This window comes from Streptacidiphilus sp. ASG 303 (assembly GCF_020991365.1).
In the GTDB taxonomy this organism is placed as follows: domain Bacteria; phylum Actinomycetota; class Actinomycetes; order Streptomycetales; family Streptomycetaceae; genus Peterkaempfera.
Map to the genome: position 1 here is coordinate 1 of NZ_JAJLRA010000017.1, position 26,690 is coordinate 26,690.

The 26,690-nt window shown below is 75.1% G+C and carries 18 protein-coding genes; 5 read left to right on the plus strand and 13 right to left on the minus strand.

All coding sequences use genetic code 11. The annotated features are described in order from the left end of the window. Positions 1–164: 164 nt before the first annotated feature. Positions 165–2,276 carry a type IIA DNA topoisomerase subunit B gene (locus LO771_RS20175; protein WP_230654469.1) on the minus strand — a complete coding sequence of 704 codons (2,112 nt, stop codon included), beginning with the start codon at positions 2,274–2,276 and terminating at the stop codon, positions 165–167. Positions 2,277–2,815: 539 nt separating this feature from the next. On the opposite strand from LO771_RS20175, the gene LO771_RS20180 reads away from it, so the two are divergent. Continuing rightward, a complete protein-coding gene (locus LO771_RS20180) occupies positions 2,816–3,046 on the plus strand; it encodes a hypothetical protein (RefSeq protein ID WP_230654470.1) in 231 nt (76 codons plus the stop codon). 162 nt (positions 3,047–3,208) lie between these two features. On the opposite strand, the gene LO771_RS20185 is transcribed toward LO771_RS20180, so the two are convergent. The 6 genes from LO771_RS20185 to LO771_RS20210 all read right to left on the minus strand — a co-directional run bounded on the left by LO771_RS20185 (position 3,209) and on the right by LO771_RS20210 (position 11,157). Continuing rightward, the gene (locus tag LO771_RS20185) at positions 3,209–4,102 is read right to left on the minus strand and encodes a trypsin-like serine protease (protein WP_230654471.1); all 894 of its coding nucleotides are present in this window, start codon (positions 4,100–4,102) and stop codon (positions 3,209–3,211) included. A gap of 305 nt (positions 4,103–4,407) precedes the next feature. Further along, entirely contained in the window at positions 4,408–6,027 is a 1,620-nt protein-coding gene (locus LO771_RS20190; protein ID WP_308188955.1) for an RNA polymerase sigma factor, read from the minus strand. A gap of 951 nt (positions 6,028–6,978) precedes the next feature. Next, positions 6,979–7,926, minus strand: coding sequence for a FadR/GntR family transcriptional regulator (locus LO771_RS20195; protein WP_308188956.1), 948 nt, complete (start codon positions 7,924–7,926; stop codon positions 6,979–6,981). Between the two features lie 87 nt (positions 7,927–8,013). Beyond that, positions 8,014–8,733, minus strand: a complete 720-nt coding sequence (locus LO771_RS20200; protein WP_230654477.1) for a hypothetical protein — start codon at positions 8,731–8,733, stop codon at positions 8,014–8,016. Positions 8,734–8,737: 4 nt separating this feature from the next. Beyond that, entirely contained in the window at positions 8,738–10,168 is a 1,431-nt protein-coding gene (locus tag LO771_RS20205) for an ATP-binding cassette domain-containing protein (RefSeq protein WP_230654479.1), read from the minus strand. Positions 10,169–10,359: 191 nt separating this feature from the next. Continuing rightward, positions 10,360–11,157, minus strand: coding sequence for an NUDIX domain-containing protein (locus tag LO771_RS20210; RefSeq protein ID WP_230654480.1), 798 nt, complete (start codon positions 11,155–11,157; stop codon positions 10,360–10,362). 134 nt (positions 11,158–11,291) lie between these two features. Here LO771_RS20210 and LO771_RS20215 point away from each other — a divergent pair, with 134 nt between their 5' ends. Further along, the gene (locus tag LO771_RS20215; protein ID WP_230654482.1) at positions 11,292–12,602 is read left to right on the plus strand and encodes an alpha/beta fold hydrolase; all 1,311 of its coding nucleotides are present in this window, start codon (positions 11,292–11,294) and stop codon (positions 12,600–12,602) included. Positions 12,603–12,674: 72 nt separating this feature from the next. On the opposite strand, the gene LO771_RS20220 is transcribed toward LO771_RS20215, so the two are convergent. Continuing rightward, a complete protein-coding gene (locus tag LO771_RS20220) occupies positions 12,675–14,021 on the minus strand; it encodes a DUF4192 domain-containing protein (protein WP_230654484.1) in 1,347 nt (448 codons plus the stop codon). Between the two features lie 214 nt (positions 14,022–14,235). Here LO771_RS20220 and LO771_RS20225 point away from each other — a divergent pair, with 214 nt between their 5' ends. Next, positions 14,236–16,494: a RecQ family ATP-dependent DNA helicase gene (locus tag LO771_RS20225; protein WP_230654486.1), complete on the plus strand. Its 2,259-nt coding sequence runs from the start codon at positions 14,236–14,238 to the stop codon at positions 16,492–16,494. Positions 16,495–16,754: 260 nt separating this feature from the next. After that, the gene (locus LO771_RS20230; protein ID WP_230654588.1) at positions 16,755–17,372 is read left to right on the plus strand and encodes a hypothetical protein; all 618 of its coding nucleotides are present in this window, start codon (positions 16,755–16,757) and stop codon (positions 17,370–17,372) included. Between the two features lie 195 nt (positions 17,373–17,567). Here the strand turns inward: LO771_RS20230 and LO771_RS31405 are convergent, their stop codons facing one another. The 3 genes from LO771_RS31405 to LO771_RS20245 form a co-directional block, all read right to left on the minus strand. Beyond that, entirely contained in the window at positions 17,568–17,948 is a 381-nt protein-coding gene (locus LO771_RS31405; protein ID WP_308188957.1) for a hypothetical protein, read from the minus strand. 400 nt (positions 17,949–18,348) lie between these two features. Next, a complete protein-coding gene (locus LO771_RS20240; RefSeq protein WP_230654489.1) occupies positions 18,349–19,032 on the minus strand; it encodes a ribonuclease HII in 684 nt (227 codons plus the stop codon). Positions 19,033–19,111: 79 nt separating this feature from the next. After that, positions 19,112–19,747: a TetR/AcrR family transcriptional regulator gene (locus tag LO771_RS20245; protein ID WP_230654491.1), complete on the minus strand. Its 636-nt coding sequence runs from the start codon at positions 19,745–19,747 to the stop codon at positions 19,112–19,114. A gap of 180 nt (positions 19,748–19,927) precedes the next feature. Here LO771_RS20245 and LO771_RS20250 point away from each other — a divergent pair, with 180 nt between their 5' ends. Then, positions 19,928–21,469 carry an MFS transporter gene (locus LO771_RS20250; RefSeq protein WP_308188958.1) on the plus strand — a complete coding sequence of 514 codons (1,542 nt, stop codon included), beginning with the start codon at positions 19,928–19,930 and terminating at the stop codon, positions 21,467–21,469. A 133-nt stretch (positions 21,470–21,602) separates the two neighbouring features. Here LO771_RS20250 and LO771_RS20255 read toward each other — a convergent pair whose 3' ends face one another. Next, positions 21,603–23,102, minus strand: coding sequence for a DUF4173 domain-containing protein (locus LO771_RS20255; RefSeq protein ID WP_230654493.1), 1,500 nt, complete (start codon positions 23,100–23,102; stop codon positions 21,603–21,605). Between the two features lie 382 nt (positions 23,103–23,484). Next, positions 23,485–26,655, minus strand: a complete 3,171-nt coding sequence (locus LO771_RS31410) for an Ig-like domain-containing protein (protein ID WP_230654495.1) — start codon at positions 26,653–26,655, stop codon at positions 23,485–23,487. Positions 26,656–26,690: the final 35 nt, after the last annotated feature.

Consider the following 26,690-nt stretch of genomic DNA (forward strand, 5'->3'; position numbering starts at 1 on the left):
GGGGGGGCGGGGGCGGGGGGGGGGGGGGGGGCGGGGGGGGGGGGGGGGGGGGGGGGCGGCCCCCCCCCCCCCGGGGGGGGGGGCCCGCCGACGGCAGCGCGGGCCCGGGCGTCCGGACGCCACGGCCGCCCAGGGCGGTCAGGCGTCCCGGGCGGTCAGGCGTCTCAGGCGTCGATGCGGGAGCGGTCCAGGGTGGCGGCGGAGTCCACGATGAACTCCTTGCGGGGGGCGACGTCGTTGCCCATCAGCAGGTCGAAGACCCGCTCCGCGGCCTCCAGGTCGCCGAGGTTGATCCGGCGCAGCGTGCGGTGGCGCGGGTCCAGGGTGGTCTCCGCGAGCTGGTCGGCGTCCATCTCGCCGAGGCCCTTGTACCGCTGGACGGGCTCCTTCCACCGCTTGCCCTTGCGCTGCAGCTCCAGGAGCAGGGAGCGCAGTTCGCTGTCGGAGTAGGTGTAGAGGTACTTCTCCTGGCCGCGGCCGGGGTTGGTGAGCTCGATCCGGTGCAGCGGGGGGACGGCGGCGAAGACCCGGCCGGCCTCGACCATGGGCCGCATGTAGCGCTGGAAGAGGGTCAGCAGCAGGCAGCGGATGTGCGCGCCGTCGACGTCGGCGTCCGCCAGCAGGACGATCTTGCCGTAGCGGGCCTGGTCGATGTCGAAGGTCCGGCCCGAGCCCGCCCCTATCACCTGGATGATCGAGGCGCACTCGGCGTTCTTGAGCATGTCCGCCACGGACGCCTTCTGGACGTTCAGGATCTTGCCGCGGATCGGCAGCAGCGCCTGGAACTCGGAGTTGCGGGCGAGCTTGGCGGTGCCGAGCGCCGAGTCGCCCTCGACGATGAAGAGCTCGCTGCGCTCCACGTCGTCGCTGCGGCAGTCGGCGAGCTTGGCGGGCAGCGACGAGGTCTCCAGCGCGGTCTTGCGGCGCTGCGCCTCCTTGTGCTGGCGGGCCGCGACGCGGGTCCGGGCGGCGGCGACCACCTTCTCCATCACAGAGCGGGCCTGCTGCTTGTCGTCCCGCCTGGTGGAGGTGAGGAAGGCCTTGAGCTCCTTGGCGACCACCGCGGCGACGATGCGGGAGGCCGCCGAGGTGCCCAGGACCTCCTTGGTCTGGCCCTCGAACTGGGGCTCGGCGAGGCGCACGGTGACCACGGCGGTGAGGCCCTCGGTGGCGTCGTCCTTGGTGACGTCGTCCTCGGCGACGCGCAGCAGCTTCGCGGAGCGCAGCACCTCGTTGAGGGTGCGGGTGAGGGCGCGCTCGAAGCCGGCGACGTGGGTGCCGCCCTTGGGGGTGGCGATGATGTTGACGAAGGAGCGCAGGGTGGTGTCGTAGCCGGTGCCCCAGCGCAGCGCGATGTCGACGCCGAGGTCGCGGGTGACCTCGGTGGGGGTCATGTGGCCGCGGTCGTCGAGGACGGGGACGGTCTCCTTGAAGGTGCCGGAGCCGGTGAGGCGGAGCACGTCGCTGACGGCCTTGTCGGGCGCGAGGAACTCGCAGAACTCGCCGATGCCGCCGTCGTAGTGGAAGACCTGCTCGTCGACGGTGTCGGTGTCGAGGAGCCGCTCGTCGCGGACGACGATGGTCAGGCCGGGGACGAGGAAGGCGGTCTGGCGGGCGCGGTTGTGCAGGTTCTCCAGCGAGAGCCGGGCGTCCTTGAGGAAGATCTGGCGGTCGGCCCAGTAGCGGATGCGGGTCCCCGTGCGGGTGCGGGGCACCTTGCGGACCTTGGCCAGGCCGCTGCCGGGCTCGAAGGGGGCGTCGGGCGAGAGCTCGGTGAAGAGGCCGGGGGTGCCGCGGCGGAAGCTGACCGCGTGGGTGTGGCCGCCGCGGTCGACCTCGACGTCGAGGCGGGCGGAGAGGGCGTTGACGACGGAGGCGCCGACGCCGTGCAGGCCGCCGGAGGCCGCGTAGGAGCCGCCGCCGAACTTGCCGCCGGCGTGGAGCTTGGTCATGACGACCTCGACGCCGGACAGGCCGGTCTTGGGCTCGACGTCGACCGGGATGCCGCGGCCGTTGTCGCGGACCTCGACGGAGCCGTCCTCGTGGAGCAGGACCTCGATGCGGTCGCAGTGGCCGCCGAGGGCCTCGTCGACGGAGTTGTCGATGATCTCCCACAGGCAGTGCATCAGGCCGCGGCTGTCGGTCGAGCCGATGTACATGCCCGGCCGCTTGCGGACGGCTTCGAGCCCTTCGAGGACGAGCAGGTGCCGCGCGGTGTAGTTGGAGCCGTCGTCGCCGGCGAGCAGGGCGGTCGGCACGGTCGTTTCGGCGGTCACGCGGTGCTACTCCTCGATCCGTCTGGGTGATGGTGCGGCCTTGGCGGGGGCGCGGGGGCTGTACGCGCTGCGCGAACACGGACTTGAGGATGCGTCCGCCCGGAACGCGCCGCAGGGCACCGCCGCGCACCGCCGCCGGGGCCAGCCTAGGGGGGCCGCCCCGCTGAGGTGCAGGCTACCGGTGCGGGGGCGGGGGCTTATGCTCCCACCCGGGTGCGTTCTATGCTACGCGCACCTCGGACAGCAGTTCGATAACACGTTCGAGTGATAGACACGTCACGGGCGCCGGGACGCATGAACCCTCCGCGGCCGGGGCACGTCCTCACCAACACAACGGAATCCCCCAGACGGCAAGCAGGCGAACCGGCGGCGAAGAGGCCGCCACCGTACGCCGCCACCGGTCAGCCGGCCGGGACCGGCCCCGATCCGCCCACAGTGATCAGAAGGTTGCAGAAAGAAAAGCTGTGAGCGGGAACGAATTCGGCCTGGTTGGATGTTGACCCTGGTACGACAGCTCGTCGAGCTAGAGAAGAGGCGACGTGACCACTGTTCTGACCCCCGCGAGCCCGCTCACCGCGGCTGACCGTTGCGACCGTTGCGGCGCCCAGGCTTACCTGCGCGTCGTGCTGGCCAGTGGCGGCGAGCTGCTCTTCTGCGCCCACCACGGGCGGAAGTTCGAGCCGGAGCTCAAGAAGATCGCCGTGGAGATACAGGACGAGACCGGTCGACTCTCCGCGACCTCCGCCACGGCCTCCACCGAGGAGCGCTGACACGAGCGACACCCCACCGACGAGCTGAGGCCGGCAGGACCGGCAGCCGGGCGGCGGACCGAGGCGGTCCGCCGCCCGGTTTTTGCATTCCCGGGCATGACGGCACCTCACTCGGAGTGAAATGACGCACACTCAGGGTGTGCGGTCGGGGCGGAGCACGCCTCAGAGGTGGCCGCGGACCTCGTCGGCGAGCGCGCCCAGGCGGGTGTAGACGCCCGGGTGGCCCGACTCGGCGCAGCCGGTGCCCCAGGAGACGAGCCCCACCAGCTGCCCGTGGACCACGAGGGGGCCGCCGCTGTCCCCCTGGCAGGCGTCGCGCCCCCCGGAGGGCGCCCCCGCGCAGAGCATGGCCGAGCCGTCGAAGCGCCCGTTCGGACCGCCGGGGTAGTCGTCCGCGCACACCGCGTCGTCGAGGACCGTCACCTCCACGGCGTGCAGCCGCGCCGCGTAGCGCCCGGCACCCGTCGTGTCGCCCCAGCCGAACACCGTGGCCCCGGTACCCGGCCGGTAGGGGTTCCGGTCTCCCTGCGCCACCAGGGGCAGGGTCGGGCGGCCCTCCTGGGGCTCGGCGAGGGTCACCACGGCGACGTCACGCGTGTTGGCCTCGAAGGAGTACTCCGGGTCGATCCACACGTCACGCACCGCCACCTCCGTGCCCGCGCCGCCGGTGATGTCGGTCCGGCCGACGATCACGCGGAGCCCGGGCCGGTTCGCCCGGATGCCGGTCGACTCGTCGTAGAAGCAGTGCGCCGCGGTCACCACCTTGGTCGGCGCCACCAGGGCACCGCCGCAGAACTGGCCGGAGCGGGTGGAGCCGAACTGCAGCCGGCTGGCGAGGGCCACGACCCAGGGGTGCTGCTCGGTGGAGTCCGGCGATCCCCCCACGATGCGCCGCTCGGCGTGGGCGTCCTGCGCGGTGCCGCCGGCGCCGGTCGCGGCCGCCAGCGGGATGAGGGCCAGCAGGGCCAGGGCGGCGCCTCGGCGCGGTGGTTCGGCGGCACGCGCCCGACGGATGGCCAGCACCGGTGTCCTCCTGGAGGTATCTGCGACAGACAACCGACCCAGCGTAAGAGAACGATGACTCTCCGTGCCCGGAACGGGTCGCGGAACAACCCTTCCGAGGGACGGCACGCCGCGGGGCCCGGAGCATCCGCTGCTCCGGGCCCCGGGGAAGAGGCCTCGCCGTCCCGCCCGCCGCCCGCGGAGGCGCGCTCCGCGGGGGTGCGCCCCCGTGCACGGACACCCCGTGCACGGACACCGCCGACGGGCGGCCCCGCGCGCGGACGGACCTGCGGGGGCGCCCCGCACGGACACCGCCGGCCCGCGGGGACGCACCCCGGGGCCGGCGGCACCGGCAGTGATCAGTCCAGGTAGTCGCGCAGCACCTGGGAACGGGAGGGGTGGCGCAGCTTCGACATGGTCTTGGACTCGATCTGGCGGATGCGCTCACGGGTGACCCCGTAGACCTTGCCGATCTCGTCCAGCGTCTTCGGCTGGCCGTCGGTGAGGCCGAACCGCATGGAGACCACGCCGGCCTCGCGCTCGCTGAGGGTGTCCAGCACGGAGTGCAGCTGCTCCTGGAGCAGGGTGAAGCTGACCGCGTCGGCGGGGACGACCGCCTCGGAGTCCTCGATCAGGTCGCCGAACTCGCTGTCGCCGTCCTCGCCCAGGGGGGTGTGGAGCGAGATGGGCTCCCGGCCGTACTTCTGGACCTCGATGACCTTCTCCGGGGTCATGTCGAGCTCCTTGGCCAGCTCCTCCGGGGTGGGCTCACGGCCCAGGTCCTGGAGCATCTGGCGCTGCACGCGGGCGAGCTTGTTGATGACCTCGACCATGTGGACCGGGATGCGGATGGTCCGCGCCTGGTCGGCCATGGCGCGGGTGATCGCCTGCCGGATCCACCAGGTGGCGTAGGTGGAGAACTTGTAGCCCTTGGTGTAGTCGAACTTCTCGACCGCACGGATCAGACCGAGGTTGCCCTCCTGGATCAGGTCCAGGAAGAGCATGCCGCGGCCGGTGTAGCGCTTGGCCAGCGAGACGACCAGCCGGAGGTTGGCCTCCAGCAGGTGGTTCTTGGCGCGGCGGCCGTCCTCGGCGATGATCTCCAGCTCGCGCTTGAGCTTCGGCGCGAGCTTGTCCCCGTTGCCGAGCTTGTCCTCGGCGAAGAGGCCCGCCTCGATCCGCTTGGCGAGCTCCACCTCCTGCTCGGCGTTGAGCAGCGGGACCTTGCCGATCTGCTTGAGGTAGTCCTTGACCGGGTCCGCGGTGGCGCCGGCCGCAGCGACCTGCTGCGCGGGGGCGTCGTCCTCGTCCTCGTCGGAGAGCACGAAGCCCTCGGACTCCTCCTCGGGACCGGCGGGCTCGCCGTCGGCCTTGGCGCCGGGCAGCGCGGTGTCCTCGACCAGCTCCTCGTCACCGAGGGCGTCGTCGCCCTTCTTGCCCGCCTTGGCGGCGGTCTTCTTCGCCGCCGTCTTCTTCGCGGGGACGGCCTTCTTGACCGCGGCCTTCCTCGCGGGCGCGGCCTTCCTCGCGGCCGAGGCGGCCGGGGCTGCGACCTCGTCGACGGAGTCGTCCGCGTCGGCGACGGCGACAAGCGGGGCGGCCGCGACGGCGGCGGCGGCCGTGCGGGCCGCGACGGGACGCACCGGGACGGACTGCGGGGCGGCCGCCGTGCGCGTGGTGACCGTCTTGGTGGCGGTGCGCTTCGCGGTGCTCTTGGCAGCGACGCTCTTCCGGGTGCGCTTGGAGGCGGACGGGTCCGCCGCGCTCACCATCAGGTCCACCCCCTCCTCGATGAGGACCTGGTTGAGGCTGCGCATGACGTTCTTCCACTTGGTGACCGGGATCTGGTCCGCCTCGAAGGCCTGACGCACGTCGTCACCGGCGATCTGCCCCTGGGCCTTGCCCCGCTCGATGAGCGCCATGAGAGCGGCGGACTCGGCGATCTCGGGTGGGAGCGAACGGGATGTGCTGGCCGACACGAACAACCTCTCGGACGTGAGTGGACGGGAAGCCGGCTCCGTCCCCCCGCCGATGAGGGCAGGAGGAGTACCGGTGCGCGGCAGGTGCGCGGACGGTGCGGGTCGGGTTCGGGCTTCACGGCTGGGCTTGCGGGACAGGAGCAGCGCCGCAGGGCAACACAGCATTCTGACATGCCGCCCTATTCCGGAGCTGCTTCCACCTCCGTACACATCGCTGCGCAGACTCAAGTGTTACGCATGCCCTCCGTGGTGCGGGTCACACTGCCCCGACGCAGTCCGGTCGGCATTCGCGCGGGGCTCGACGGCGCGCGGGGGGCGCGCGTCCGGGCCCGCAGTGCCGCGGGGGCGCCGCCGGCCCGGCGCGCGCTCCGGCCGGACGGCCCGCCGGCGCCCCCTGGCCGCCCTCCTCGGGCCGCCCCGGCGGCCGGACTGTCCCGGCCGGACCGACCCGGCCGCCCCTCTCCGTCCAGCGGGCCCGGGCCAGGACGGGGCCCCGCCCGGACCGTCACCGGCGGCGGGCACGGCCGCCCGGGGATTCGGCGACCGCCTAGGCCGTGCCGACCGTCCCGGCCGGCACGCCGGAGGCACCTGCCCTTCCCGCGGCACGCCGACGACGGGAGGCCGCACCGTGACGGCGGCAGGGCCCGGAGGGAGGGGCGGCGGGCGGGAAGGAGGCGGAGGAGGCGGAGGACGCGGGCCCGGCGGGTCCGCCCGACGGCGTGGCCGCGCCGGTCGCCGCGCGCCGCTCCGCCGTGGACCGGCCACCGGATCCGGCCCCCACCCCCTCGGCCCCTCCGGGCTCCCCCGCGGGACCCGCACCGCACCTGGCGCGCCTCCGGTTCCGCGCGGCGCGCCGGACGCCGCCCGTGCGGGCCCCGGGCGGACGGCGGTCGGCTGTGGGCGGTCGGCGGCGGCCGGTCGGCGGCGGCCGGTCGGACGGCCCCGGCGCAGTCAGTGCTCGCGGGGCCCGGGGACGACGTGCTCGACGTCGGAGAGGACGAGGTCGGGGTGGACGGTGAGGAGGGACCGCATCGCCGCCTCGGCGGCGGTGCCGTCGCCGGCGCCGAGCGCGTCGAGCAGGCGGACGTGCAGCAGGGCGGACGCCTCCGAGGGGCGTTCGCACGCGGTGGCGGGGCCGCCGCTGATCTGCAGGGCCGAGGCGACGATGCCGGAGAGGTGCTCCAGCATCCGGTTGCCGGCGAGCTGCAGCACCAGGGCGTGGAACTCGGCGTCGGCGCGGGCGAAGGTCACGGGGTCGGCCTGGGCGGCGGCGTGGCCCATGATCTCGGCCATGTCGGCGAGCCGCTGCTGGACGTCCTCGTGGCCGTGGCCCGCGGCGAGGCGGGCGGCCAGCGGCTCGATGGCCCAGCGGAGCTCGAAGAGCTCGCGGCGCTGGTCGTCGCGCTGGGGGCCGAAGGCCCGCCACTCGATGATGTCGGGGTCGAGGAGGTTCCAGTCGCTGACCGGCCGGACGCGGGTGCCGACGTTGGGGCGGGCGCTGACCAGGCCCTTGGCCTCCAGCACGCGCAGCGACTCGCGGACGACGGTGCGGGAGACCTCGAACCGCTGCCCGATCTCCTCGGGCACCAGGGGGCGGTCGGCGCCCAGGTCCCCGGCGACGATCATCTGGCCCAGCTGCTGCACCAGCTGGCCGTGCAGGCCGCGGCCGCGGCTGCTGGTGGTCTTGCGGCCGATCCTGGCGAGGTCGCCCTCCGCGCCCTCCCAGCGGGGGGCCGGTGGCACCGGCCGTTCGGACAGTGCGTAGCGGTCCAGCTCGTCGGCGGCCGGGACTCCCGACTCGACGGAACGGTTGGGGTTCATGGTGGGGTGCGCAAGGGTACTCACAGGTCCTTTGTCGGCGACAGCCGCCTGCGACTTGAGAGCTTTCGTGAAAAGCACACGAAAGGGTGATCGCCCATCAGTCGACAATTGACTTTCTATCAGGACCCAACGCTCATTGGCGTCGTAAGTGGATCGATTCGCCCTTCACATCGTCCGTCGCCGCAGCTGGAACGCCGTCCAGACGGCGAGCAGCACCACCGCGGACAGGCCCGCCGCGATGCAGGACGCGGGCAGGGGTGCGGTGAGGCCCGTGCCGTGTCCGCCGCGGCGCAGCAGAGCAGTCGCGGGATCCCGCAGGACCACGGGCAGGACGGCGAGCACCGGCAGTGCCGACAGCCCGGCCGCGGCGCCGCGCAGCAGGCCGGCCGCGAGCAGGCACGTCCACCCCGCCCCCACGGCCAGTGCGGCCGAACCGGGCAGTGCCGCAAGGAGTCCGCCCGGCCGGGGCGGCACGGCCCACCCCAGGCCGCCGGGGGCCGCGGCGCGGAACACGGCCGCGTCCACCAGCGCGGTGGCCGCCGTCAGGCCGACGGCCACGACCGCCACGGCGAGCAGTTTCGCGACGAGGAGCCGAAGCCGCCGCCCGACGGGGACGAGGGATGCGGAGAGCGCGGGATTCCTGAGCTCGTGGCCGTACGACAGGGCGCCGAGCACGCCCGATCCGAGGGCGGCGAGGGGGAACGCCGACCGAGGGGGCGCGGCGGTGAGCCGACGGGCCGCCTGTGCCGCGGAAACCGCCCCGACGGGGTCACGTCGGCAGGCCACGGCGGCGAACACGGCTGCTGCAACCACCGTGGCGGCCAGGACGAGCCAGGTGGAGCGGAGGCCGGCCAGCCGCCGCGCCTCGTAGGTCAGGGTGTGCACGCGGTCACTCGCTCCAGGGGCGCGGGCCGGCCTGCGGCTCGGACAGGGACGGAACAGGCGGGGCGGAGACGGACGGGAGGGACGGGGGCAGGGCGGCCCGCTCCTCCGTCGGCTCCCGGTGCGGGGGCCGGACGGCACCGCCGCGGAACGGCGCTGCGGGGAACGGCGTTGCGGAGTCCGGGGCCAGCGGACGGTCCTCACGCGGGGAGCCCACCACGGTCGCCGCGACCGCCGCGCCCGGTGAGAGGACGATGACGGTCTCCTCCGGGTCGGGGACCGGCACCAGGGGCCGCCCCTGAGCGTCGCGGCTGCGTACGGCCCCTGCCGGCCAGGCGGAGGCGGAACCCTGCCCGGCGGCGGTGGCGGCGGCAACGGGAACGGCGATGGCGGGAACGGCGGCGGCAACGGGAGCGGCAACGGGAGCGGGAGGGGAGCCCGCGGCGACAGGGCCCGCGGCGGCGACGGCGGCCCCCGGGGCGGACGCGACGGGGAGCTTCACGGCGGAGGAGCGCGTGGCACCGGCGCGGACGGTGCCGGGAAGACCGCCGGGGACGGCCTGGCGCACGCGGCGCGGGGAGACCCGGTCCGCGAGTTCGTGCAGCAGGACACCGTTGCGGTAGGCGATCTCGCCGATCTCGGTACGGCCCATGCCGGCCACGGCGATGGCGGTGCCGCTCTCCGGCCGCACCTCGGCGCCGCGGGCCAGCAGCAGGTCGGCGAGCCGTCCGACCTGCGGACCGCGGACGGTGACCTCCCTGCGGACCCGGGTGTCCACGAAGTCGCACACGGACTGGTCGGCCACCTGCCGGCCGCCGTCCAGGGTCACCACCCGGTCGGCGGCCAGGGCGGCCTCCTCGGGATCGCGGCAGGTGAGCAGGACGGTGCCCCCGGACGCGGCGAAGGCGCGCAGGAAGGCGTGGTACCAGGCCGCGTTGCGCTCCGACAGGCCGTCGGTGGGCGCGTCCAGGAGCAGCACGAAGGGGTCGCCGAGCAGGGCGGCGGCGAGGGAGAGCAGGCGCCCCGTCGCCGGGGAGAAGGTCCGCAGGCGGTGGTCGGCCACCGGGCCGAGCCGGGTCTGCTCCAGCAGCAGGTCGGCGCGCGCGCCGGATACGCCCAGCGCGGCCGCCAGCATCCTGAGGTGGCCGCGCGCGGTGCGGCCGGGGGCGCCGGAGTGGCCGGTCCCCGGACGTGCCTGCAGCACCACGCCGACCTCGCGCTCGGGACGGCGCAGGGCCCGGTACGGGCGCCCGCCGAACAGGGCCGCGCCCCGGCCGCGTTCGAGGCCCAGCATCAGCCGGACGGCGGTGGACTTGCCGGAGCCGCCGGGTCCGAGCAGGGCGGTGACCGTGCCGGGACGGGCGTCGAGGGTGAGGTCGAGCAGGGCGGGGGCGCGGCCGCGCCGATAGGTCTTGGTCAGCCCGGTGGCGTGGATCATCGGTGGCTCCCACTCGTGCGCCCGGGACCCGCCACCGCTCCGCCGGGCGGCTCCGCGGCGGCCTCGGGGGGCCCGGGTCAGCACGATAGAACGGGCCGCGTGCCATTCCGGGCATTGCCGGGGCGCCGCCGGGCACCCGGCGGCCGGGCCCACCCGATCGGGCGACGCCGGGGTACGGGTGACCGGTTCGCCTAGGCTTCCGGGCGCAGCATCGGGGGGTTGAGCACGGTGGCCCCGCCCGCTCTGAACAGCTGGGCCGGGCGACCTCCCTGACGGGTCGTCGTCCCGCCGGACGGCACCAGGAAGCCGGGGGTCCCGGTGACCTTGCGGTGGAAGTTGCGCGGATCGAGCGCCACGCCCCAGACCGACTCGTACACCCGGCGCAGCTCGCCGACGGTGAACTCCGAGGGGCAGAAGGCGGTTGCCAGCGAGGAGTACTCGATCTTCGACCGGGCGCGCTCGACCCCGTCGGCGAGGATCGCGGCGTGGTCGAAGGCCAGCGGCACGCCGCCTTCCGCACCGTTGCCGAGCAGTTCGCCCACCGGGGCCCAGCGGGCGCTGCGGGCGTCGCCCCCGGGACGGGGGGCGGGCAGGTCCGGGGCGAGGGCGAGGTGGGCCACGCTCACCACCCGCATCCGCGGATCGCGCTGCGGGTGCCCGTACGTGGCGAGCTGCTCCAGGTGGGCGCCGGCGCCCTGGGCGTGGCCGCCCCGTGCACGCTCGCCCCGCACGAGGTCGGCGGGGGCTTCGGCCTGGGTGTGGTTGGCCTGGGCCCGCAGTCCCGTCTCCTCGGCCAGCTCCCGGGCCGCGGCCTCGCCGAGCCCCTCGTCGGGCCGCACGAACCCGCCGGGCAGCGCCCAGTAGCCCTGGAAGGGCGGCTCCCCCCGGCGGACCACGAGCGCGCACAGGGCGTGCTCGCGCACGGTGAGCACCACGAGGTCGACCGTGACGGCGAACGGGGGGAAGGCCGACGGATCGTAACGCGACATGGGGCCGATCCTAGTCGTCTCCCTGACGATAAACAGCGGAACGGGGTCGGGACGGGGCGCGGCCCGCGGCGGCGGCCCCGGAAGGTACGGTGCCCGGGCACGACAGCCACCAGTGCGTTCCAGGGAGTTCCTTCATGTCCGTCCTCCGTCTGCCGGGGATCGTCTCGACCGACCACGTCGTCCAGGTCCCCCTGGACCACGCCGACCCGGCCGGCGAGCGGATCGAGGTCTACGCGCGGGAGGTGGTGGCTGCGGGCCGGGAACGCGAGGACCTGCCGTGGCTGCTCTTCCTGCAGGGCGGTCCGGGGAACAAGGCCGCCAGGCCGCTGGGGCGGGACGGCTGGCTGGGGCGCGCCCTGGAGGACTACCGGGTGCTGCTGCTCGACCAGCGGGGGACGGGCCGCTCCACGCCGGCCGACCGCCGGACGCTCCCGCTGCGGGGCGGCCCGGCGGAGCAGGCGCGGTACCTGGCGCACTTCCGGGCGGACGCCATCGTGCGCGACGCGGAGGCCGTCCGCAGGCGGCTGCTGGGCGAGGAGGGCCGGTGGAGCCTGCTGGGGCAGAGCTTCGGGGGCTTCTGCACCCTGACCTACCTGTCCCTGGCGCCGGAGGGCCTGCGGGAGGCGTTCGTCACGGGCGGCCTGGCGGGCCTGCGGACCGGCGCGGAGGCGGTGTACCGGGCGGCCTATCCGCGAGTGGCGGAGAAGAACCGCGAGCACTACGCGCGCCACCCGCAGGACGCGGAGGAGGTGCGTCGGATCGCCGGACACCTGCGGTCCCGTCCGGTGCGGCTGCCGGACGGCGGCCTGCTGACCGCGGAGGCGTTCCAGTCCCTGGGCATGCTGCTGGGCACCGGGAGCGGCTCCCACGTCCTGCACTACCTCCTGGAGGAGGCCTGGGTGGGCGGGGCCGGCGGCCCCGAGCTGTCGGACACCTTCCTGGCGGGCGTACAGGCGCACCTCTCCTTCGCGGGCAACCCGCTCTACGCGGTGCTGCACGAGTCGATCTACGGGCAGCGCTCGGTCGACCCCTCGGGGACCCGCTGGGCGGCGCAGCGGGTGCGCGGGGAGTTCCCGGCGTTCGAGGTGGACGGGGCGCTGGCGGGGGACGGCCCGGTGCTGTTCACCGGCGAGATGATCTACCCCTGGATGTTCGACACGGACCCGGCGCTGCTGCCCCTGAAGGAGGCGGCCGAACTGATCGCCGAACGGGAGGACTGGCCCGACCTCTACGACCCGGCGCGGCTGGCCGCCAACGAGGTGCCGGTGACGGCCGCCGTCTACCACGCCGACATGTACGTGGACACCGCGCACTCGCTGGAGACGGCTCGGAGCGTACGCGGTCTGCGCACGTGGGTCACCGACGAATGGGAGCACGACGGCCTGCGGGTGAGCGACGGCCGGGTGCTGGACCGGCTGATCCGGATGGGGCGCGGCGAGGTGTGAGCGGGGGCGGACGGGCCCGCCGGCGGGGGCGGCCGAGCGGCGGGCGGACCGGCGGCGGTGCGGGACGGGAGGTCACACGGCCCCCGCTGCCGGACGGCCGGGCCGGCCCCGCCCGGCCGAGCCGCCCGGACCGCTCCGACCGTCCCGGCGTGCCAGCCGCCGGGCCCGCTCCCTGCGGACGGTCGCCAGCAGCCGGTCGGGCCGCAGGCCTCCGTTGAGGGAGTCGTAGAGGAGCTGGGCGAGGGTGTAGTCCGGGTCCGCGTCCAGCGCCCGGGCGAGGGCCACCCTGGTGGTGGCGGTGTCCCCGGCCAGCCACGCCGTCCAGGCCAGCAGGGTCAGCGGAGCCGCCGCGTGGTCCTGGAAGGGCGCGACGCACCTGCGTGCCAGGAACAGCCACAGCCGCCGGGCGGCCGCCAGGTCGGTCGGCTCGGCGAACTCGGCCGCCCGGTCACGGGTCCGCTTGTCCTGCAGCCCGAGGACGAGCCGCACGGCCTCCTCGTCGTCGAGACGGTCGGCGCCGGCGCGGAAGCGCTCCATGGCGGCGTCGAGGAGCGCCCCGGTCCGCTCCCCGACCTGCCGGGCCCCGCCGGGGCGGCCGACCTCGGCGGCCAGGACGGGGGCGACCCGGGCGAAGGCCTCCGCCAGCTCCTGCGCCTCGGGGGGACCGACGGGTTCCATGGCGGCGCGGAGCTCCCGGCGGCTTCCCCGGACGGTGAGCCCGGCGTAGGTGGCGGCGGCCGCGACCGGACCGGCGTCGCCCGCGGCGCGGACGGGGGTGCCGTCCGGGTCGCAGCACCCCGGCCGGCGGCACGCGTAGGACCACCAGCGGCCGTCCGAGACGCAGAGGGCTTCCTTGACGTCGAGGCCCAGGCCGCGGAAGGCGGTGTCGAGCAGCTCGGCCAGCGGCCGGAGGCCGTCCGCGACCGCGCGTCCGTCCCGGCCCGGGCCGGGGTCCCGGACGAGGTACAGCACCACGCCCCGGGGCCTGCGGTCGTGTGCCTCGGACAGCCGGACCAGGAGGCGGGCCGTGTCGGCCGCGACCCGCTCCCAGTCCGGCCGGCGGGGGATGTCGACCCGCACGGTTCCGCCCTGGCGCAGCCCGGGGCCCTGGAGGCCCAGGGCGACGATGCTGTCGTCGGGGTGGAAGCCGAGCAGGTAGGGGAGCATCTCGGCCATGTCGGCGGGGCCGCGCATCCTCACCACGGGCTGCCCGGCGGAAGGGCCCGGCGGTCGCGGGCCCGCACCTGGCAGGCCGCCCGCGCTCCCGGAGGGGGTGCCGGGGCTGCCGGCGGCGCCGGTGCCGGCGTCGCGGTCGGTGCCGGTGTTCCGCGCGGTGTCGCGGTCGGTGCCGGTGCCGGTGTCGGCACCGATGTCGGTGTCGCGGTCGGTGTTCCTGCTGGTGTTCTCGTCTGCGCTCATGGCGAGCACTGTGCCGGGAGTCCTGCGCCACCGCCGGGGTGGCCGTCGCGCCTGTGGACGACACGCGCCGTGTGGATAACCGTGTCACCCGTACGGATGAGGCACGCGGGCCCGGTCCGGCGCGCCGGTCCGGTGGCGGCCGCCGTGGGGCCGGTTGTGCACAGGTCCGGGGCGGCATTGGCCGGATGTCGGCGGGGCGGGGTTGTATGGGGGCATGGACGCGCATCCGACCACCCCGCCCCCCGGCCCCTCGGGCTCCTCCGACCGGTCCGACCGGACCTCCCCCGACCGTGCGGCCGTCCGCGAGCGCGCGGACGAGGTGCTGCGTCGGCTGGCCGGTGACCGGGCGCGGCTGCGCGAGGACCAGTGGCGGGCCATCGAGGCCCTGGTCGTCGACCGCCGCCGGGCCCTGGTGGTCCAGCGGACCGGGTGGGGGAAGTCCGCGGTGTACTTCGTGGCGACCGCCCTGCTGCGCGAGCGCGGGTCGGGCCCGACCGTGATCGTCTCCCCCCTGCTCGCCCTCATGCGCAACCAGATCGACTCCGCCGCCCGCGCGGGCATCCGGGCCCGCACCATCAACTCCGCGAACATCGACGAGTGGGACACCGTGCAGGCCGAGGTGGCGGCCGGCGAGGTGGACGTCCTGCTGGTGAGCCCCGAACGGCTCAACAACCCCGACTTCCGGGACCAGGTCCTCCCGAAGCTCGCGGCCTCCACCGGTCTGCTGGTGGTGGACGAGGCGCACTGCATCTCCGACTGGGGCCACGACTTCCGCCCCGACTACCGCCGGCTGCGCACGATGCTGGCCGAGCTGACGCCGGGCGTCCCCGTCCTGGCCACCACCGCCACGGCGAACGCCCGGGTCACCGCGGACGTCGCCGAGCAGCTGGGCACCGGCACGCCGGGGGGCGGCACGACGGGCGAGAGCGCATCGGACGACGGCGACGGCGGGGCGCTGGTGCTGCGCGGCCCGCTGGACCGGGAGAGCCTCACCCTGGGCGTCCTGCAGCTCCCCGACCCCGCCCACCGGCTGGCCTGGCTGGCCGACCACCTGGACGAGCTCCCCGGTTCCGGGATCGTCTACACCCTGACCGTGGCCGCGGCGGACGAGGTCACCGCCTTCCTGCGGCAGCGGGGGCACACGGTCGCCTCCTACTCCGGCCGCACCGAGGACGCCGAGCGCCGCGCGGCCGAGGCGGACCTGCTCGACAACCGGGTCAAGGCGCTGGTGGCCACCTCCGCCCTGGGCATGGGGTTCGACAAGCCGGACCTGGGCTTCGTGGTGCACCTGGGCTCGCCCAGCTCCCCCATCGCCTACTACCAGCAGGTCGGACGGGCGGGCCGCGGCGTGGACCGGGCCGAGGCGCTGCTGCTGCCCGGGCGGGAGGACGAGGCGATCTGGCGCTACTTCGCCTCGTTGGCCTTCCCGCCGGAGGAGCAGGTCCGGCGCACCCTCGACGTCCTGGCGCAGGCCGACCGGCCGGTCTCGACCGCGGCCCTGGAGAGCCGGGTCGACCTGCGCCGGACCCGCCTGGAGACGATGCTCAAGGTCCTGGACGTGGACGGCGCGGTGCGCCGGGTCCGGGGCGGCTGGACGGCGACCGGCCGCAGCTGGGCGTACGACGCCGAGCGCTACGCCCGGGTCGCCGAGGCCCGCGAGAGCGAGCAGCAGGCGATGCGGGAGTACGCGGCGGCCGGCGGCTGCCGGATGGAGTTCCTGCGCCGTCGGCTGGACGACGAGCAGGCGGCCCCCTGCGGCCGCTGCGACGTCTGCGCGGGCCCCCGCCACTCCCCCGAGGTCTCGGCGGAGGCGCTGGAGGCGGCGCGGGCGGCGCTCGGCAGGCCTGGGGTGGAGGTGGAACCGCGCCGGATGTGGCCGACGGGGATGGAGGCCGTGGGGATCGCCCTCAAGGGCCGCATCGCCCCGGAGGAGCAGGCGTCCACCGGCCGGGCGCTCGGCCGCCTCTCGGACATCGGCTGGGGCACCCGGCTGCGGGCGCTGCTGGCGCCCGGGGCGCCGGACGGGCCGGTCCCGGGCGAGGTGGTGGACGCGATGGTGACCGTGCTGGCCGACTGGGCGCGCGGCCCGGGCGGATGGGCGGCGCCGGGCGGGGGCGCGGCGCGCCCGGTGGGTGTGGTGACCGTGGCCTCGGCCACCCGCCCGCAGCTGGTGGAGAGCCTGGGCGCCCGGATCGCGGGAGTCGGGCGGCTGCCGCTGCTGGGCCGGGTCGAGTACGGGCCCGCCGGGCCGCCGCGTGGGGCGCGCAGCAACAGCGCCCAGCGGCTGCGGGCCCTGCACGACGCCTTCGTGGTCCCTCCGGAGCTGGCCTCCGCGCTGGCGGCCGCGGGAGGTCCCGTCCTGCTGGTGGACGACCTGTCCGACACCGGGTGGACGATCACGGTGGCGGCCAGGCTGCTGCGGCGGGCCGGCGCGGAGGGGGTGCTGCCGCTGGTGCTGGCGGTCCAGGCGTGACCGGGCGCCGAAGGACGGCCCCGGTCGGCATGATCTCCCCGTGCGATGTGGAATATATCCGGCAGAGCATGGGGTAACGGGCAGCGTTCGTCATTTCATCATTGCCGCTCGTGCCGGTGGGACGTGACAATTGGGGAGCGTCCCCCGACTCCGGCCCCTCGGGCCCGGCTTCCGGCGTGCGCGCACACCCGCACACCGCGAGAGCATGCGGAAGGAGGAACGTGATCGACGGCATAGGCCGCGGCCTCACGCCCTCCACCATGAGCCGCACGCTCGACCTGGAGGCGTGGTCCGCCCTGGGTGCACCGCTCCTGCGGGACCCCCGCGCCTTCGTCGCCGATCTCCACCAGCGCCACCTGCCCCCTCCGGGGACGGTCGTGGTGGGAGTCCTGGACGCGTTGCACCGGCTGGTCGGCTCGGCGTCGTTCACGCCCAGGCCCAGCAGCGGCGACGGCTGGCAGCACCGCAACGCGCTCCTCGCCCACCTGCGGCGCATCGTGCCGCACGACCTCCGCCGGACCGCTCCCTCGCGGACCGCGGTGCTGCTGCTGTGCCGCGAGGGCGACGGGGGCTGGACCCCCCAGGACGGCGCCTGGATGTGGGGGCTGCGCGACGCCGCCGGACTGCACGGCCTGCGGTGCGGCTCCGTCATCACCCTGACCCGGCAGGGTTGGCAGGTCCTCGGCGACGGCCGCCGCGGCCGCACCCCGCACGCCGGATCATGGGCCTACGGGGGGCCGCCCGCCGTCGCGGGGCTGACGGTGCACGACGGGCTCGCCGGGTACGACGGGCCGGTGCCGGACGGGCTCACGGGACACGACGGTCCGGAGTGGGCCCACGGCCCCGCAGGGCCGGTGCGCCGTACCGCGGCCCGCTGAACCCGGCCGCAGGCCGCCCTGCCGGGCCCGCACCCGGGCGGGCAGGCGATCGGTACGCGGCCGGCGCGTGGCCGGACGCAGGACCAGAGGGACGGGAGACGGGCGGACGGGGAACGGCGCGGGCCGGAGAACACCGCCGCGGGGGCCCGGCCGCGGTACGGCCGGGCCCCCGCGCTCCGAAGCGCGGTACGGCCCTCAGGCGTGGGCGGGCTGCCGCACGCCGTCCACGAGGGCGCGCAGCTGAACGGTGTCGCCGCAGGCCACGACCAGCGACCGGGCCCTGCCCAGGGCGCCGGACAGCACCTTCGCGGTCTGCTCGGGCGCGCCGTTGGCGGCGATCACCACGACCTCGCGGCGGGCCTGGCGGGCGGCACGGGCCTCGGCGTAGAAGACGTCGCCGCCCTCCTCCAGCTGGGCCCAGTAGCGGTCCTCGCCGAAGGACACCTCGTGCTGCTGCCAGGGGTGGGCCTCGCCGGTGGTGAGGACCAGGATGTCGCCGGGGGCCCGGCCGGCCTCCAGCAGGCGGTCCACCGCCTCGTCGGCACACTCCAGGGCGGTCTGCGCGGTGGCCTGCACCAGCTCGACCTCCGGGGCGGAGGGTGCCGCGGGGCGCCGTGCGGCGGGGCCGGGCTTGGGGATGCGGGTGTTCCGCGGGCCCGGCCGGTCGCCGCGCGGTGGCGCGGGGCGGGGCGGGGCCGGTCGGGGAACCGGCGCGGGGGCCGGTGCCGTGCTGGCGGGGGACGCCGGAGCGGCGGTGGCCGCTGCGGGCGTACGGGGGGCTACTGCGTCCGACTCGCGGGGGAAGGGAACGCCGGGGCCCGGGATGCTCTCGTGAATCTCCGGCTCCTCGGGGAAGACAGGCATACCGGGATGTCTATCAAATGCAGGTGCGGCGCGCAGCAGGGCCCCTCCTGTCGGGGCCGCGGGAGCAGGTGGTAAGGCGGCGGGGCATGCCCCCCGAATATCCGACGGGACGTCAGATGTCGAGCGCCAACTGCCCCTCGTCCCGGGCGGGCGTCCGGACCTTCTTCAGGTGGCGCCAGGCGGGCAGGGCGTCCAGGTAGGACCAGGACAGTCGGTGCCACGGACTGGGCCCGTGCTCGGCGAGGGCGGCCCGGTGCACCGGGGAGGGGTAGCCCGCGTTGTCGGCGAAGCCGTACACGGGGAGGTCCGCGCCGAGTTCCGCCATCGCGGCGTCGCGGTGGACCTTGGCGAGCACGGAGGCCGCAGCCACGGAGACGCACTTCTGGTCGCCCTTGACCACGGTGCGGACCTTCCACGGTCCGCCCAGGTAGTCGTGGCTCCCGTCCAGGATCACGGCGTCGGGACGGACCGGCAGCCCCTCGAGGGCGCGCACCGCGGCCAGCCGCAGCGCCGCGGTCATGCCGAGCGCGTCGCACTCCTCGGCGGAGGCGTGCCCGAGCGCGTGGGCGGTGACCCACCCGGCCAGCACGCCCGACAGCTCGGTGCGGCGGCGCGGGGTGAGCAGCTTGGAGTCGGTCAGCCCCTCCGGCGGGCGGCGCAGGCCGGTGACGGCGGCGCACACCGTGACGGGGCCGGCCCAGGCGCCTCGGCCCACCTCGTCGACGCCCGCCACCACGGCGGCGCCTGCGCGGCGGAGCGAGCGCTCCACGCTGTGGGTCGGGGGTTCGTACGGCACCCGCCCAGACTAGCGCGGGCCCCGGGGGCCGCCGTGGCGTCCCCGTCCGCCGGACCGCGCCTTCCGGGCGCCCGCGGGCTCAGGGGAGGGGGCGGACCATCGGCAGCAGCACCTGGTCCACCACCTGGTCCGCGAAGTCCTCGGGCAGCGAGCCGCCGTGCAGCTTGGCGCGGTAGAGCAGCAGGGCGGGGGCGACGTCGGCGACCAGCGGCACGGCGGCGCCGGGGCGCACGTCGCCGCGGGCCTCGCCGCGCCGCAGGATCTCCAGCACGGCCCGTTTGGCGGGCTCGACCACCCGCTTCATGGTGAAGGCGGCGAAGACCTGCGCCCGCTCGTGCTCCAGTTCGGCCATGAGGACGCGCACGGCACAGCCGCCCGGCGACTGGACGGTGGCGCACATCCGGCGCATCAGGTCGCGGAGCTCCTCGCGGACCGACCCCCGGTCGGGGATGTCAGTGGCGGGTGGCAGGCTCGAGTCCAACGCGTCGAGGACGAGGTCCTGCTTCGACGCCCAGCGGCGGTACAGCGCTGCCTTGCCGGTCTGCGCCGCACCCGCCACGCCCTCCATCGTCAACCGCGCGAACCCGCCGGAGGTCAGCTGGTCCAGGGTCGCCTCGAAGATCGCGCGCTCCAGCGCCTTGCCGCGGCGCCGCACCGGTGCGGCCACGGGGTCGCGGGGGGCCGCCGCCTTCGAGTGGTCGGGTGAAGAGGTCATCCGCCGATTCTCCGTCAGGTTCCATAAGGAACGGTTGCGTACACAATCCCTCCCTCGCTAGGGTCGATCCTAGTGAACGGCAGCGTTCCTTCCCAGCCCGCCGACAGGTGCGCCGTGCCATACGGCACCCGCGGGCAACCCGTATCCAGGCTGACGGACAGAGCCGACAGGGGGCACACGGTGGCCGTCTCGGACACACTCATCAAGCACGCACCACCCAGGGCGAGCAGGGGGCAGCACCCGGGGGTCGCCCTCACGGTCATCGCCGCCACCCAGCTCATGGTGGTGCTCGACGCCACGATCGTGAACATCGCACTGCCGCACATCCAGGACGCACTCCACTTCACCACCACCGACCTGTCCTGGGTCATCAACGCCTACACGCTCACCTTCGGCGGCCTGCTGCTGCTCGGCGGCCGGGCCGGCGACATCCTCGGCCGCCGCCGGGTCTTCATCGTGGGCGTGCTGCTCTTCGGCCTCGCCTCGCTGCTCGGCGGGTTCGCAGTGAACTCCGGCATGCTGCTGGCCTCCCGCGCGCTCCAGGGCATCGGCGGCGCGATCTGCTCGCCGACCGCCTTCGCCCTGATCGCGACCAACTTCAAGGAGGGGCCGGAGCGCAACCGGGCCTTCGGCGTCTTCTCCGCCGTCGCGGGCTCCGGCGCCGCCATCGGCCTGCTGGCCGGCGGCCTGCTCACGGAGTTCCTCAACTGGCGCTGGGTGCTCTTCGTGAACGTCCCGATCGCCGTCGCCATCGCGATCGCCGCGCCGCTGTACATCAACGAGTCCGAGCGCCACCCGGGCCGGTTCGACCTGGTCGGCGCGCTGACCTCGACGCTGGGCCTGGTCTCCCTGGTGTACGGGTTCATCCGCGCCGCCTCGGACGGCTGGAGCGACACCTGGGCGGTGGCCTCCTTCGCGGCCGCCGCCGTCCTGCTGGCCCTCTTCGTGGCCACCGAGCGGCGCACGGCGCAGCCCATCACGCCGCTGCACATGTTCGCCGACCGCAACCGCAGCGGCAGCTACGTGATGATGCTCTGCCTGGCCGCGGCGATGTTCGGGATCTTCTTCTACGTCACGCTCTTCGTCCAGCGGACCCTGGGCTACAGCCCGCTCAAGGCCGGCGTGGCGTTCCTCCCGATCAGCGCGTCGATCATCACGGCAGCGCAGATCTCCTCCCGCTTCCAGGCCAGGACCGGCCCCAAGCCGTTCATGGCGACCGGTGCGCTGCTGGTCACCACGGGCCTGCTGTGGCTGACCAGGACGACGGCGAGCAGCGGCTACCCCGAGGGGGTGCTCGGACCGACGGTGCTCTTCGGCCTCGGCATGGGCTGCATCTTCGTCCCGCTGATGCTGATCGCGGTCTCCGGGGTGCCGCCGCGGGAGACCGGCGCGGCCTCCGGCCTGCTGAACGCGACCCAGCAGGTCGGCGGATCGCTGGGCCTGTCCATCCTCACGACCGTCTTCGGCACGGCGGCCAGGGACGAGGCCAAGCACCAGCTGCCCTCGTTCCTCGCCCAGGCCACGCCCGCCCAGAAGGCGGAGGCGCTGAGGACGCAGCAACTGCCGGGCCACTGGGGGAACGAGGTGCTGGTGCACGGCATCTCCCAGGCGTTCGTCGTCGGGGCGGCCCTGGCGGTCGTGGCGCTGCTGACGGCGGTCTTCGTCATCAAGCCCAGAGCGGCGGCCCTCCCCGCCGAGCCCGTGCACAGCGCCGGCCTCTGACCGACGCACCCGGTGGCCGGCAGCCGGCGAGCCGGACGCCCGCCGGGGCCGGGTGCGGAGGAGGTGTCCTCCGCACCCGGCCCCGGCAACAGATCCCAGGCGGCAGGCGGCAGTTGGCAGTTGGCGGGCGGGCCTAGTACCCGAAGCGCCCCTCGTCCACGGGTTGTCCCGCCCGGTCGCACGCGCTCTCGGGATCGACCAGCGGGTGGTCCCGCAGCAGGGCGCGCGCCCTGGCCTCGCTCAGGCTGGCCGCGTACCAGGGGGGCGACTCGCGCTCCAGCGTCCCCGCGACCTCCTCCAGGGCGCAGCTGCGCTGGGGCTCCGGCAGGCGGTCCAGGGCGGGGACGGCGTCGGCGGAGAGCAGGCGCAGGTAGCCCAGGTCGATCCGGCCGGTCCGGTCGAAGCGGGAGACGTTCTGCCGGGCGACCAGCGCGTCGGGCGAGGCCAGGCCGTACGCCAGGACACCGACCGCCGCGCTGAGCGCCACCGCCCGGGGGAGCCAGCGCCCCGACCGCAGGAGTCCCGCCGCCATCAGCAGCAGGAGGACCGCCCCGAGCCAGATCTCGACCGCCCCCACCCAGACCCGCAGCTGCGTCAGCCCGTAGGCGTCCACGTAGAGCTGCATCCTGCGCAGCGCGGAGGCGACCACGACCACCGTGAGGAGGCAGAGCGTGCCGAGCAGGCAGCGCACGAGCACGGTGTCGCGGCGGGTGGCGCGGGGCGCCCGGCGGTGGGCCGCCGCCACCACGGCCAGGGTGAGCACCGTGACGCACAGCAGCTGCCAGAAGCCCTGGCGGGCGTACTGGGCGTAGGTCAGGCCGGTGGAGCGCAGCACCGCCGCGTAGCCGCCGAAGAGCACCACCAGCTGCACGCCGATGAAGACCGCGAAGAGCACGTCGAGCACGACCAGCGGCAGCGCCCACTCCAGCAGTCCGCGCGGCCTGGCGGGCCTGACGGGCAGCCGGTCCCAGCGCCGCGGGGACGCAGCGGTCCTCGCGGCGGCCAGGGCCAGGGCCGCACCGCCGCCGAAGAGCAGCACGCGCAGCGGCACCTCGGCCACCGGCACGCTGGGCACCACCCCGCTCAGCAGGTCGGCGAAGGCCGCGTCGGCGCCGGCGAACAGCGCACCGAAGACCAGCAGCAGCACCAGGGCGAGCCCGGCCGCACGCAGGACCGGCCACCACCGGTCACGGGCAGGCAGCGAACGCGCACGCAGCCCCTCCCAGGCCCAGGCCGCCCCCGGCGCCACGGCGAGGAGCAGGCCGGCCGCCCCCAGCAGGACGCCCGCCCAGCGGCGCCCGCCGTGCAGGGCGAGCGAACCCGCCGCCAGCGCACCCGCCAGGGCGAGGAAGACCGGCCACCCCGCCTCGCTCAGCGCGGGGACCGCGAGCAGCAGCAGCGCCGTGGCGGCCCAGGCCAGCGTCCAGGGTCTGGCCCGCCGCCGGGCGGCCCGTGCGGCCGCCGCGGCCCCGCCGGCGGCCGCCGACGCCACCAGCAGCAGGCCCGGGCCGATGCCTGAACCGAGCAGCAGGGTCGACAGCAGGCCCGTGAGCAGCACCGCTCCGAGCACCCAGGGGCCCGCCGGGGCCGGCCCGCCCTGCGGCCGCACCGCCTTCCTCCAGGCGGGCGTCACCCGCGGCACGGCCCACGGCACGGGCGGGAGGCCCCCGGCAGCCGCCCCGGGGGCCGCCCCGGCCGCCGCCGTCCCAGCCGCCGCCCCCTGCGGCGGCGGACCTCCCGGCCCGGTCCCGGTCCCCGGGCGTGCCACGGCGGCGGAGCCGCCGGTGGCGGGCGTCGCGGGCACGCCGTTCCCGCCGCCTGCTCCAGGCGCCCCGGCAGCCGGCGCGGTGTCCGACATGATGCCCCCCTCGGCCTTACCGGGGCCCGTGCGGCCTCGGCGTGGACGGAACTGTAGGGCTCCCGATCATGGGGGTCACCGCCCCGGAGGGCCGCCGGGCCCTTCTGTCGACATCCTGTGACGAAGGGCCCGGCGCCGGAGGAGGCTCCGGCAGGGGTCAGTAGGAGGCGTACAGGGAGTAGGCCGCAGCGGCCTTGACCGAGCTGCCGAAGGACGCGGGCCAGCTGCCGAAGGCGACCCCGCCCGCGCTGTAGGCGCCCTGCCCGGCGCTCCCTGCGCTGTACCGCATGTTGTTCGACGTCCCGTCGGCGCCGTTGGTGTTGTACATCAGCCAGTAGGTGGTGTTCGCGCCGAGCGTGGCGGTGAGCGGCAGGGTGTTCCAGGCGTTGGCGGTGAGGGTGCCGGTCGCCGTGGAGGCGACCAGGGTGCCGGGCGACCCGGCGTTGTCGGTGTAGACGGCCAGCTGGTACTTGTCGGCGGGCGCCGCGCTGACGCTGCCGACGTAGACCGACATCGACTTCAGCGACACGGCGGCGGCCCCGGTGGTGACCTTGCTGCCGTTCATGTGGTTGGCGTTGCCGTCGTCGAGCTGGCTGCCGGCCTGGGTGTTGCCGAGGGTCTGCAGCGGGACGCCCCCGGTGGTGAAGCCGGCCGTGAAGGGCGACGCCATGGCGTTCCCGGCGGTGTCCTTGATCTGCTGCACCGTCAGGGTGTAGGCCGTGTCGGCGGTGAGCTGCTGTGCGGGCGTCAGCACCGCGGCGTTCGCGGCGGCGTCCCAGGCCACCGCAGCGGGCACGGCCGCGCCCGCCGCGGTGCGCAGGGTGACGGTGGAGCCCGTGACGGTGGCCGGGTCCACGGGCTCGTCGAATCCCACCCGGACCGCCGTGGTGAGGGCGACGTCCTTGGCGCCGTCCGCCGGAGCGGTGGAGGTGACGGAGGGCGGGGTGGTGTCCTGGCCGTAGGTGGCCGTGTAGGAGCCCGGCTTCGCGTCGAAGAAGGCGTACTGCACGCCCTTGACGGTGTCGGTCCGGTACGGGATCGGGGCGCCCCCGAACGTGATGCCGGCGAGGCTGCCGCCGGCCGAGGAAGCCGGGACCATGCCGCGCAGCCCGTTGGCGCCGCCCGCCACGTCGAAGGTCAGCCTGCCGTTCTGCCAGGCGAGGTTGGTGAAGGTCGAGCTGTTGCGGGTGTCCAGCCAGGTCAGCATCTGGCGGCCGGAGACCACCGGGACCCCGTGGGCCTTCGCCGAGGCGATGATGGCGTCGGAGGCCGCGGACGCCGCGTAGTCGGTGTGGATGTTGGCGGTCAGCGCGGCGTAGTACCCCTGGGAGCCGTAGGCGGCGTCCAGCAGGGTGTCGACGGTGTACGGGTAGGTCTGGCCCGACTCGTCGGTCATCTGCGTGGTGGCCTGGTAGGTGTCGATGACGCTGCCGTCCTCGTCGGCGAAGCGCATGATCTCGCCGGTGCCGTTGAAGAACCCCGGCCGGTTCTTCGTGAAGGACGCCGGATAGTAGTAGTAGTCCGTGTCCAGACGGATGCCGTTCGCCTTCTTCACCTTGGGCTGGGTCGCCCAGTCGTCCCACTCCACGCAGTGGGTGCGGCTGCTGGACGGGCCCGGCAGGGCGGGGTACTTGGCCTTCCAGGCGCCGAGCTGGTCCTGGTAGAGGCCCGACAGCGCGGAGGCCGCGCCCCACGGCCGGCAGTCGGTGGTGACGTGCACGCCCACCTCGAAGCCCTGGTCGGTGTAGGCCTTGGCCTGCGCCGCGGTCATGGGCCCGCTGGTGTAGAGGTACGACGACCCGCGGACGCACTGCCAGGCCGCGACGTCGCAGCCGGACGGGCTCTGCGCGATGTAGCCGTCCCAGCGTCCGGCGGTGCCGCCGATGCCGTGGTCGTCGCCGGTCATCACCACCACGGCCTTCACGTCGCGGGGGAAGTACCAGAAGCGGGGCAGCGGCTTGCGCGGGCGGTCCATCTGCGTGATCAGGTTCACCAGCAGCCGCTGCTGCTCGTCGGCGATCGGGATGATCGCCTTGTCGAGGTTGTTCCAGTCGGGCTGGCCGTTGGTGCCGAAGAACATCTCGCTGGCCTCGTAGCCGTCCGTGGAGTCGCGCTGCTGGCCCGCCCAGGCGACGTTGCCCTGCCGGGTCTGGACCACGGACTTCGCCAGGTCGTAGGTGAACGCCGCCGCCTGGCCGCCGGAGGAGCCGACGCCGCGCAGCGTCACCGCCGGGTCGTTGGTCGCCGTCGTGGCGTCCCCGTACAGGGTGGCGACGGCGGTCGCGCCGTCGAGCGTGTAGCGGTCGGCGGCGCCGTGGTACTGCATGGTCGCGCCCGTGATGCCCGCGCCCGGGCCGGAGGAGGTGTCGATCTTCAGGTAGGCGTCGGAGCGGACCGCGCCCGCGTCCGCGATCCCGAGCAGCGGCGCCAGCTTCTTGTCGGGGCGCATGGCGACGAGCTTCCCGCCGCCGGTCGTCCAGTCGCCCAGCATGGTCGCCTGCGCCTGGGTCAGCGGCATCTCGCCGAGCAGGGCGACGTCGTAGCCGGCCAGGGTCGCGGAGGTCACCTGCGAGATGTCCAGGACCTTGAAGTACGGGACGCCCTCGGCGGTGAGGATCTCGCCGTAGTAGCGCGAGTAGGGGTTGGCCGCGGAGGCGATGACCAGGATCGGCCCCCCGCTGCCGGAGCCCGGGCCGGGGTCCGGGGGCGGGGTGGTGTCCACCGTGTAGGTGGCGCGGACGGCGAAGGACACCGACTGGTAGGCGGCGTTGCCGAAGCCCGAGGGCCACGTGCCGAAGGCCGTGCCGCCCGTGGCGTAGGCACTGCGGCCGCCGCTGTCGTACGTCATGTTGTTGGCGGTCGAGCTGGACGCGTTGGTGTTGTAGGCCAGCCAGTAGGCGGTGTTGGGCTTCACCGTCGCGGAGACGGCGACGGTGTTCCAGCTGTTCGCGGTGAGCGCGGCGGAGGCGCTCTTCGCGATCAGCGTGCCCGGCGCGTTGGCGTTGTCGCTGTAGAGCGCGACCTGGAACTGGTTGCGCGGGGCGGCGCTCACCGCGCCCACGTACACGCTCATGCTGGTCACGGTGCCCCCGGACGCCCCCGTGACGTAGCGCGTCGCGTTCATGTAGTTCGCGTCGCCGCTGTCGGTCCGGGAACCGGGCGTGGTCGCGCCCAGGACCGCCGTGTCGGCGGCCGCCGCGGCGGCCGCCGTCCTGCCCGCCGCCGTCCTGCCCGCGCCGGGGGCCGCCGTCCTGCCCGCCCCCGCCGCACCGGTCACCGCCGCCAGTACGGCCGCCATCACGACGGCCAGCCTCTTCGTGCGCCCCACGCCGACCCCCCGGCACGCGCCGCCGTGCCCTGACG